Here is a 10,758-nt window from a genome sequence, read left to right as displayed (position 1 = left end):
GTGGCAGAGTATAGAAATAGACGAAAGTAAGAAGAGCGTATAAAAGCAGTGGAAAATGGAAGGAGAGTCTAAATGGATGAGCGAAGCAAACGGGCGCAGATGGAGCGGAAGAGGAGAATTCGTAGAAAGAAACAGAGACGTCGGGTTTTGATTAGTGCACTGGTGGAAGTTTTGATTCTGGCAGTGTTGGCTTTGGCGTTTTGTTGGGATAGAGGACTTAGTGCTAAAGTGTCGGGAGTGCTCGGGATTTTCGACAGACCGCCTGCGACGGAACTGGATGTGTCGGGAGTGAACAGCTCAAATGTGCTTTTAATGGATGTAAAAAGCGGAAAGGTCATTGGAAATCTAAATGGGGAAGAGCGGATTTATCCGGCATCCATGACGAAGATCATGACTGCAATTGTGGCGCTGGAAGCATTTTCAGATCTGGATCATGAGATTACTTTAAGTGAGAATATTTTTTATGCTCTGGATGGACAGGATGCCACACAGGCAGGCTTTCAGCCAGGGGAGAGCGTGAGAGTGCGTGATCTGGTCTACGGCGTAATGCTGCCTTCCGGAGCAGAATGTTGTCTGGCTTTGGCAGATGAAGCATCCGGCTCAGAAGAAGCATTTGTGGAAAAGATGAATAAGAAGGCCAAGTCCATTGGGATGAAGGATACCCATTTTATGGATTGTACGGGATTACATGATCCAGAGCATTATAGTACAGCATATGATATTGCGCTGCTGCTTAAGTATGCGTTACATAATGATACTTTCCGTGAAGTGGCAGAAAGCCATTTCCATTCTACGCCAGCTACCAATGTACATCCGGATGGAATTACCTATTACAGTACCATGTTTAAAAATATGTCGGATACATCGGTAACCGGCGGGGAAATTCTGGGTGGCAAAACCGGGTATACCTCTGAGGCAGGGCATTGTCTGGCAAGCTTTGCACAGATATATGACAGGGAGTACATTCTGGTAACTGCAGGCGCCGCGGCGGACGCTACGGGAGTGCCGCACATTCTGGACGCGAAAACAATTTATAACCGACTGGGCGAAGCGGTGGCACAGAAATAAGAAATGACAAATCCAGTGAGGAAGTGAATGCTCTTTTTCTATGCTGTGTTTCGAGTCAGGCTGGTGTTATTTCGCCATTTGCAGGATTGCCACAATATCTTCTTTCGTCAACGGCTGGAAGAAGCCAATGTGTCCGTTTCTGCCGAAAACGCATTTCTCAGCCATTTCCTCGATTTGGGCATCGGTTGGATAAATGCCAAGTTCAGTGAGGGTGGTTGGCATGTCTATAGAGTGGCACCAGGTCTCCCAGGCAGTGATGGATGCGAGAACAGTATCCGTAATATCAGAATCGCTGGTCTGGGAAGCATCAATTCCGAAAACCTTCTCACCAAACTGTGCAAATCTTCCCGGATTTGTCTTATACACATATCTCGCCCAGCTTCCCCAGACAGATGCAAGTCCGGCTCCGTGAGCTACATCAAACATACCGCCGAGTTCATGCTCAATCTTATGTGTGGCGAAATCAGATACCCTTCCGGCACCGGTCAGACCGTTATGGGAAAGGCTTCCGGCCCACATGAGAGTAGCCCGGGCGTCATAGTTCTCAGGGTCTTTTACAGCAACCTGGGCGGCATCACGAACGGAAATCATCAGTCCCTCTGCAATCCGGTCAGTAAGGCTGGTATCTGTGTCTGTAGGGGTAAAATAACGCTCCATAGTGTGCATCATAATATCAGCTGCGCCGCTGGCTGTCTGATACGCCGGAAGGCTGTAAGTCAGCTCAGGATTCATAATAGCAAATCTGGGGCGTGAGCAGTCGTGCCCATAGGAACGTTTCATCATACCGTCTTCAATGGTGAGAACCATGGAGGAAGACATCTCAGAACCGGCAGCTGCAATTGTAAGGATAACACCGATTGGCAGATTTTTATCTGTTTTTACACGACCGTAAAGCAGATCTTCTATTTCAAAATCATTGGCGATTCCGTAACCGATTCCCTTTGCTGTATCAATTACGCTGCCGCCTCCAATTGGCAGAAGGAAGTCAACACCTTCCGACCGTCCAATGCGGATTCCTTCTTTTACCAGGGAAAGGCGAGGATTGGGAACCACGCCACTAAAGTCTATATAGGAAAGTCCGGCTCCATTCAGACTCTGATGTACACGTTCCAATAATCCTGATGATTCAACATGTCCACCTTTTTTTCCATAAATGATCATAACTTTATGCCCACCAAATGCGGCAACCTGTTTGCCAGCCTCGTTTTCCCGGTCTGCACCGAAAAGAACTCTGGTAGGAGTGTAAAAATCAAAATTTATCATGGGAAATGCCTCCGTAAAATATGAAAATAAATTTGCGATTCTTTGCAAAAAGTGTTCTGTGAGCGGTCTTATGCATCTGACATCATTATATATGCTGGAAATGTAAATGACCAGAGCGGATTTTGTAATTTTATGGGATAATTTTTCGAACGATAAAACTTTACTTTTAAGCTGTGATTTTGTAAGGTATGGTTATAGAGGAAAAACAGAAAAACGGTGCACAGTTATTCTTTACTTCCAATATAGAAAACTATATAATAAAAGGAGAACTGATAGATGAAAGATCTAAAGGATTTGAACCTGCTGGACCGTTTTCTGTTTGCTGAGGCGATGGAAGATCCGCAGAATATGCGGGATGTATTGGAAATTATTCTTGGAAAAGATGTAGTTTTGAAGCACCTACCCCAGACAGAAAAAGAAGCACGGATTTCACCAGCGTATCGTTTTGCTAAAGTGGATGTGTGGGCAAAGGATACAGATGAAGTTGTATATGATACAGAGGTACAGGGGACGAATACGAAGAATCTTCCCAAAAGAAGCAGATATTACGAAAGTATTATTGATGCGAAATTATTAAAACCCGGTGAACGTGATTTTAACAAAATGAATGATATTTATATTATTCTGATAGCTCCGTTTGATTTGTTTGGGAAGAGAAAATATATGTATACATTTGAGATGACCTGTAAAGAGGATCCATCTGTATCGCTTGAGGATGGCGCTACCCGCATTTTTCTGAATACCCATGGGGAAAATCCAGATGAAGTAAGTCCGGAGCTGGTAGAATTGCTTCATTATATTGAACATACCACTCAGGACATGGCAGATGGCTGTAAAAGCGAAAGAATACATAAGATGCAGAAGCGTATATGCAGTATCAAATCCAGTGAGGAAGTGAGTGTGAGATATATGCAGAGATGGGAAGAAATGGAAATGGAAAAAGAGGCGGCACGTGAATTAGGACTCGCAGAGGGCAGAACCCAGGGACTTACTGAGGGCAGAACCCAGGGACTTACTGAGGGCAGAACCCAGGGTCTTGCGGAGGGAAGAGCGGAGGGAAGAGCGGAGGGAAGAGCAGAGGGAAGAAGTTCTATGGCACGATTGATAGATAAATTATTAGAAGAAAATCGCATAGAAGATTGTAAAAGAATAGCAAAAGACCCAGAATTTTGTCAACATCTGATGGAAGAATTTGGAATAGAGTAAAAAATAAAAGTGGAACATTCTTTAAAATTAATAAACAGAATGTTCCACTTTTCCTGTATCGTTATATGTTAGCTAGAGAATATCTGGCTTTTATCGATTTCCCTGGAAAGCAGCTTCTTATAACTGCAATCCATCCCGATTGCTCCAAGTGGTGCAGTGATCAGAATTCCCAGTACAGCCACAGAAAGCACGATCTGCCCGCAGGAAAGTCCCATAGCCATTGGAACAGACCCAATCGCTGCCTGTACGGTTGCTTTCGGAAGGTAGGCAATGGAACAGAACAGTCTTTCCCGCCATGTTAGGTTTGTTACGGTAACACAAAGAGAAACGCCCAGGGTACGGATCAGAAGTGCTGCAAAGATCATGGCCAGGGCAGCAGGACCGGCTTTTAAGGTATAGCGGATATCTACAGAAGCACCTACAAGTACAAAAAGCAGGACTTCAGCAGCCAGCCATAGTTTCCCGAATTTCTGGGAAAGGCGGGCAGAAACGGAGGCGGTGCATTTTAGCTTCAAAACACAAGCCATGCTTACCACAGCCAGAAGTCCGGAGACGGAAACCACAGGCTTCAGCCATGTCTCAATGGACATAAGCAGGAAAGCCACGCCCATTACTACGATCACTTTCATGCTGTTTCGCACCATATGACTGTGCGCATAAGCAGTTTCGAAAAACAAGGAAAGAAGATAACCAGCTACACTTCCAAGTGTAATACCCAGGATAATGGAAACCGGAATGTTGATAAAATCTTTCAAATGTGCGCTGCCGCCCTGTGCCATAGTAGAAAATGTGGAAAACAGCACGATCACATAAATATCATCACAGGAAGCGCCTGCCAGGATCATCTGGGGAATGCTTTTGGCTGTGCCGTATTTTTCATCCATCAACTGTACCATTCTTGGGACAACTACAGCCGGGGATACCGCACCCATTGCAGCGCCCATCACAGCCGCTTCCAGTCTGGTAATTCCCAGAAAATACGGTGCCAGCAAAAAGTAAGCCAGGATTTCGAAAGTTGCAGGAATGCAGGCCATCATGATGGCAGGACGTCCCACTTTCTTCAGATCGGCAAGATTCAGGGAAAGTCCCGCTTTCAGCAGGATAATGATCAACGCGATCTGCCGCAGCTCCGATGAGATGGACAGAATCGACGGATCCAATACGTTCAGCACATAAGGTCCCAGTAAAATACCGGTGATCAGCATACCGATAATACGCGGTAGTTTCAGTGTCTGGCAAATAGCAGCCAAGGAAAGTCCCACAAGAAAAATAAAAGCCAGAGATGTTAACATTGTTATAAATTCCTCCTTTTTACGCAGAAAAGCTGATGCTTCCTGCGACAATTGTTATCACAGAAGTCATCAGCTTAATAAGCGGTTCGGGATGATCCCGGGGAGACATTCATTCCCCTTTGTTTCTGGTGGTATAATAGCACATTATAAAAGTGGTGGCAAGAAGAAATTATAAATCAAATAACAACTTCGGCTGTGCACGTTACTGCTCACTCTGTGACCAGTAACCGCTCCGCGATGCACAGAAAGACGAACCTTCTTGTGACAAGCACAAGAAGTAGCGTTTGCTGCGCAAACTTAATTCTCGGGTTTTCTATGAACTTTGTTCACGAAAAACACCTCGCGGAATGTTACCAGTGAACAGTAACCTGTGCACAACAACGTGCTTTGTAACATGTAGAATCTAAGTTTTGTATCATTAGGCGTTGGGGGAAGAGAATTAAAACAACGTCTCTTCATTCTCCTCAAATAGTTTATCATTAATTTCAAACAACTTAAGCCTATGAAGCAATCCATAATAAATAATGGCATCTCTCTTTAATTTCGGATAAAGCTGTGCCATTCCACAAAGCTTCAGCAGTTCCTGGGTTTCGTCAACCGTCGCTTCAAGCCCATAACACAGGCACAGAAGACGATTCCGCGATGGATTACGGCGGCCTGCGAAAATCTGATGGAGATATATTTCGCTCATACCGGCCTGTTTGGCAAGCGCTGCCTTAGAGATATGCTTCTTTTCGAACAGACGGTTTAATAATTCTGCCACACTCTTATTTTCAAATTGCTCCTGGTTCTGGGACAGAAACTGGCTCAGATCCGGGGAATCCATAAGCTCCTGCTGTAAACCATCTGTATTTTTCTTTTTCATATTCGCGCCTTTACAATAATTTGTCAATAAGTTAAAATAATTTTAACAATACAATCAAATAAAACTATACTATAAAAAATTCTGAAAAACAATATGCAGTCAGCATAGTGGTTGCTGCCCTCTGGCAGTATTCCATAGCTGTGGGAGTGCCATTGGCGAGGAACATCTGATTTTCATAGCGTGCAGGTGATATGTCCATTTGGGGAATGATAGTTGGTGATAAGGAGAAATATGGAAATTTATGACAGTCTTTTAGGCGCAGTTTGTGATGAATATGACAGGGTCACATTGATCAAAAAAAGCGAGCGGGGCGAAGTAACCTTGATACGCCACAGGGCAAGCGGAAACCGCTATATTTTCAGACATTTTTCCGGCAGCAGTGAAGTGTACCGGAAGCTTCTTACGGTATCCTGTCCCAATCTGCCCCAGATCATGGAGGTGGGGGAAAAGGAGGGAAAAACAGCTCTTCTGGAAGAATATGTGCAAGGTGATACGCTGGGGGAGATTTTACAGGGTGGACTTTTGACAGCGGCACAGGCAAAGCAGATCACCCGCCAGCTGTGCATGGCTTTGTGGGTGCTCCATTCCCTGGGAGTTGTACATAGAGATGTAAAGCCAGATAATGTGATCATACGTGGAACCGAAGCGGTTCTTATCGATTTTGATGCTTCCAGAATTTATAAAAATGAAAACAGAGAAGATACACAGATTCTTGGAACCACAGGCTTTGCAGCACCGGAACAGTATGGGCTCTCCCAGTCTGATGGGCGTGCGGATATTTATGCACTGGGAGTTCTGCTGAACATTATGCTGACTGGGGAACATCCCTCCAGGAAGCTTGCCAGCGGAAGAATGGGCAGGATCGTCCAGCGTTGTACCATGGTAAATCCGGAGAAAAGATACAAGAATATCCTTCATCTGATGGAGGTTTTGTAAAGCATAAAAAGCTTATGGTCTCTGGAAAAAAGCCTGTAAATTTATAATACAAGATGGATAATTACTTACTGACTGTAAGGTATGTTAACCATAAATATATCGTAATAGGAGAAAAATATGAGTAAAAAATGTATAAAATGCGGACAGCCTCTTCCGGACAATGCTTCTTTTTGTCCTCATTGTACAGCAGTCCAGAAGGAAAAACAGGAGATAAAAGCACCGAAACGATGGAGAAAGGCGGCTTTTGGAGCAGCTGCTGTGGTAGTGCTTCTGGCAGCTGTTGGAGCAGCTTTTTCCCTGCATCACCGTCCGAAGTCCTATGAGGGAGGGGCGCAGGTGGTTTATACAGACAAAGGAAAATCTTATAAACTGCTGTTGAATTTTTCCGAAGATGATGGAGTAACAGGACATGCCCAGGGCGAACGTACTGATACACTGGCGCAGGGAATGGAGAGTGCCCTTCCATGTCAGCTGTATGTTCTGGATCAGGAGACTGGAGAACTGGCGTGGGAAGAATTTACAGAAAAGGTAGTTTCCTGTAAGGTGGATACAAAACCTGGAGAAAATTCCCGGAAAGTAGATTATGTAGAACCGGTTCATAACGAGAGTTTTCCAAATGCAGTATATGTTTCTGATATTATTTATACCTCAGACAGCGGTACTAACGATATCTTGTGGAATCTGACGATGAAAAACGGAGATACGATTTCTCTTAGCACACGGCTTACCATTGAAAAGCAGGCAGCAGTTACCTATTTTTCAGAGGATACGCCTATGGAGACCACAGAGGAACTGAATGCATTGCTGGCTTCCATTGAGGAAGAGGTGTCATCGAAAACTCCGGTTTACCTTCATCTTCCGGCAGTAACTTATGATGGTGATATTGTTTTTGGAAATCATGTGTGGGGAATTTATGGCAGCTCAGACGGAGATGACGTGACTACTTTCACAGGAACCGTCAGCTTGCGTGGATTGAATGGAAATTACGCGGAAATGTCAGGAATCCAGTTTAAAGGGAATTCTGGAATCGGGGTGAACGCGTATTGTCTTACTTTACTTTCCCAATGCAGTTTTGATGGTTGGGATACGGCTGCAATTGCCAATAATGAAGCCTGGGTAAATGCAATGGACTGTACTTTTACCAATAATAAAATTGCACTGAAGTTTAACAGCAGTATGGCTTATGGTACAGCGCCCAACTATCTGAATAATACATTTACCGGAAATGGAACGGCGGTCTGCATTGAGAATCTGCCTGGAAATGAAGTTCTTGATTTCGCGGGAAGCACTTTTTCAGGAAATGACGTGGACATTGATAATAAGGCAGAGCATTCGGTGGATACGGCGAAGGCGAATTTTGAGACTGCTTCGGAGTAATGCTCTGTGAGAGCTTTTTTATATAGCGTTCAAGTAATATTTTTATAAGATTTTTAGGGTTACAGATCAATCATTTTGCGGTCTGTAACTCTTTTTATATTACGGCACAATGGCAGATGCCGCCGGGACTCCCTGCTGCAGTAGCAGAATCCTGCAAAGTATGATTTCTGTGCATCGCGAAGTGTGTTGCTGTGAAGGTCGTGAACAGTAATAATTTCTTCTTGTACTATGCTTTCAGGTAATTGCTTTCCTTCCTCCTATTATTATATGATAACTTATCAGTCTCAAATAAAATTACAAAAAATGGGGGTCAAAGGATGAAGAAAAGAACATTAGCGCTGGCGTTGGCATTGGGGTGCGTATTTATGTCTCCAACGCTTTCCTATGGGGAAGAGAATGCAGAGGCAGAAGCTGTTTCAGAGACAGAAGAGGATTCCGGTATGGGGGATTTGTATGGAGTATGGATAATTGACCAGTCGGTTGATGAATTTGGAGACAAAACTGAGGGAGATGCTCCGGTGTTAAAAACACCAATAACAGGAGATTTCAGTAATACCGCAACTGCAAGTTCTACACTTAGCGGTGCTCTTTTTATTCAGAAAGTTTCCCAGAAGTATGTTGCAGCCTTTCGGCTTTTGGAGTATGGAAACACCCCAGCTACCTATTTGTCTTCTGAAGAGGATGAACTTATCTTAAAAACAAAAGTCGGGGATGAAGTAAAAGAGTTTAATTTGTTCGGTACAGCTCCTAATGGAGATTTATATTTGGGAGCGTTGAATGACGAAGATGGAAACTGGTTCGTAGATACATTATGTGGCGGAAACGATATTAAATGTGTGATCTATATTGGAAGCTCTAAATACAATTTTACCATTAGCAGCAATGGATTTTCCGATGCCTGCACAGCAGCTGGTTTTGGCAGTCTGGTGACGAAAAGTAAATTGTCTGCTTCTGCAGCCACACTTTATGAATATATGAAAGCGAATGAAGAAGAGATTCAGGACAATTATTATCAGCATGAATATTATAAAGATGCTGACCGTGTGATTAATATTGCTGCAACAGAAGATAACGATATTCCATATATCATGGTATACGAAACTGTTTATTACGGGCAGGAGGACAAAACACAGCAGTCCATTATCTTTTTATACGAATCAACATCAAGTGTACAGCTGTATAGTAATATTGGTTCAGATGAAATGGACGGTAGCGTGAAAGTTCCTTTTGAACCGGCAACCTTTAAGGAGAATACCACCCTTACACAGTATTATGACCTGGAAGGAAACCCGAAAGATGCTTCCGATGCAGTGGTTGAGTATTGGAATACCCATAATGCAGCACTGTTGGATGCATTGGCAGATTATCTGTCTACTACGGATTGCGGGCTGACATTGGAAGATTTTGGATTTGCAGAATAAAATTTCCAGAGGATAGACTGAGAAAATGTTTAAGACAAGTTGTGCTGGGAGGGACTATGGTTCGCACAATATAACAAAGAAACGCAAGGAGGAAAACAAGATGAAGAAAAAGGTTTTATTGGCAAGTTTATTATGTTCAGTAAGTTTTTGCTTTTCACCGGTAAATGTTTTTGCAGAGGATGATTCTATTTCTCAGATTGAAAATGGGGATGGAGTTGCCACATTTGGTGACTGGTATGAGAATGAATATGTAGATGACTTTGGCGATTCTACAGGAAAGATATTTTGTGCATCAATTTGTCAGGGAACGTTTGAGAATACTGCTACTTCGGAGGAGGATCTGGCTGTCGTCGTATTTTATGAACCTCGAAAGGAATCATTGACATTCAGATTACTTGAATATGAGAACAAAAAAGCAACCTATTTGGACAGTGATGAAATCGCATTTAAATACAAAATTGATAAAAAAACAGGCGAATGTACACCAAAAAGTTCAGCTCCAAATGGTGATCTGGAGCTTACGGGAGAAGATTCAAAAGCTCTTATTGATGCGTTAATGAAGGGCTCAGATGTTAAAATAGTTATCTACATCGGCAGCTCTAAATATAATTTTTCTATAAATGGAAATGGTTTTAGTGATGCGCATGATGATGCAGAGAAGAAGATAGAAGAAATCGGAATTGCAGGTGTTTACTATAGTACAAAAGAGGATGGAAGTGACTATTTTGAGATAACACCAGAAACAGATACACAAGGAACAATTTTGTATTATGATGAGGGAATAAGTGATACGGAAGAAGATACTATTACAGTAAATTATACGTATGATACGGAAACGCATCTGCTGACTTTTGACAGCTCTGAAATAACTGACTGGAATGGAATAGAAGAATTGCTGCTGGTTGATGATTATTGTGTCAAAATAAAGGACAATGTGTATGAAGGAACTGTTCCTGATGGAAATGCGTTCGATTTAGAATTAAACTGGAGTTCGAGAAAACCAGATAATCAGGCTTCTGGAGTTTTAACTTTTCATAAAGATCTTACGTGGGAATATACCAGCATCGCTTATGATGGTTCAGAAGGAATGAATCAACACGGGGCTTACTTAAGAAATGGAAGTGAATTATATATGATTACTGTTGATAAAGTTTGTTACACTTCTTTTATATATGAAGGAAAATATTATGACGGACTTTTTGAGTGGTCACATCCGGTGATTTACAAGCGGTAAAGAACTTGCAATTTTAATTTTTACGAATATGTTGTCATTGGCGACATCACCATATATGAAAATCAGTTACTTTGCAACTGTCGAATGTATTTGCAA

General features: G+C 42.7%; 9 protein-coding genes and 1 riboswitch. Of the genes, 6 read left to right on the top strand and 3 right to left on the bottom strand.

The features are described from left to right. Window positions 1-72 precede the first annotated feature (72 nt). Window positions 73-1,068 (top strand): serine hydrolase, encoded by a 996-nt coding sequence (locus tag I4V84_RS15620; RefSeq protein ID WP_226841023.1) that lies wholly within the window; start codon window positions 73-75, stop codon window positions 1,066-1,068. A 66-nt stretch (window positions 1,069-1,134) separates the two neighbouring features. On the opposite strand, the gene I4V84_RS15615 is transcribed toward I4V84_RS15620, so the two are convergent. Then, the gene (locus I4V84_RS15615) at window positions 1,135-2,331 is read right to left on the bottom strand and encodes an iron-containing alcohol dehydrogenase (protein WP_173774003.1); all 1,197 of its coding nucleotides are present in this window, start codon (window positions 2,329-2,331) and stop codon (window positions 1,135-1,137) included. A gap of 276 nt (window positions 2,332-2,607) precedes the next feature. On the opposite strand from I4V84_RS15615, the gene I4V84_RS15610 reads away from it, so the two are divergent. After that, on the top strand, window positions 2,608-3,537 hold the full coding sequence (locus I4V84_RS15610) for an Rpn family recombination-promoting nuclease/putative transposase (RefSeq protein ID WP_195992851.1): 930 nt from the start codon (window positions 2,608-2,610) through the stop codon (window positions 3,535-3,537). A 68-nt stretch (window positions 3,538-3,605) separates the two neighbouring features. Here I4V84_RS15610 and I4V84_RS15605 read toward each other — a convergent pair whose 3' ends face one another. Both I4V84_RS15605 and I4V84_RS15600 read right to left on the bottom strand, forming a co-directional pair. Beyond that, entirely contained in the window at window positions 3,606-4,829 is a 1,224-nt protein-coding gene (locus tag I4V84_RS15605) for a cation:proton antiporter (protein WP_195992849.1), read from the bottom strand. A 53-nt stretch (window positions 4,830-4,882) separates the two neighbouring features. Continuing rightward, a riboswitch (Fluoride riboswitch) is annotated at window positions 4,883-4,955 on the bottom strand. Between the two features lie 313 nt (window positions 4,956-5,268). Then, window positions 5,269-5,694, bottom strand: coding sequence for a helix-turn-helix transcriptional regulator (locus tag I4V84_RS15600; RefSeq protein ID WP_148463803.1), 426 nt, complete (start codon window positions 5,692-5,694; stop codon window positions 5,269-5,271). 231 nt (window positions 5,695-5,925) lie between these two features. On the opposite strand from I4V84_RS15600, the gene I4V84_RS15595 reads away from it, so the two are divergent. From I4V84_RS15595 to I4V84_RS15580, 4 genes are all read left to right on the top strand, one after another. Next, window positions 5,926-6,630: a serine/threonine-protein kinase gene (locus I4V84_RS15595; protein WP_148463804.1), complete on the top strand. Its 705-nt coding sequence runs from the start codon at window positions 5,926-5,928 to the stop codon at window positions 6,628-6,630. Between the two features lie 117 nt (window positions 6,631-6,747). Next, window positions 6,748-8,007, top strand: coding sequence for a zinc ribbon domain-containing protein (locus tag I4V84_RS15590; protein ID WP_195992847.1), 1,260 nt, complete (start codon window positions 6,748-6,750; stop codon window positions 8,005-8,007). A gap of 317 nt (window positions 8,008-8,324) precedes the next feature. Then, window positions 8,325-9,428, top strand: coding sequence for a hypothetical protein (locus I4V84_RS15585; protein WP_195992845.1), 1,104 nt, complete (start codon window positions 8,325-8,327; stop codon window positions 9,426-9,428). Window positions 9,429-9,528: 100 nt separating this feature from the next. Beyond that, window positions 9,529-10,662 (top strand): hypothetical protein, encoded by a 1,134-nt coding sequence (locus tag I4V84_RS15580; RefSeq protein ID WP_195992843.1) that lies wholly within the window; start codon window positions 9,529-9,531, stop codon window positions 10,660-10,662. Window positions 10,663-10,758: the final 96 nt, after the last annotated feature.

This window comes from Ruminococcus sp. 1001713B170207_170306_F1 (assembly GCF_015668065.1).
Taxonomy (GTDB): domain Bacteria; phylum Bacillota; class Clostridia; order Lachnospirales; family Lachnospiraceae; genus Blautia_A; species Blautia_A faecis.
Note: the sequence above shows the minus strand (reverse complement) of the source record. Positions and strands in the feature narration are given on the sequence as shown.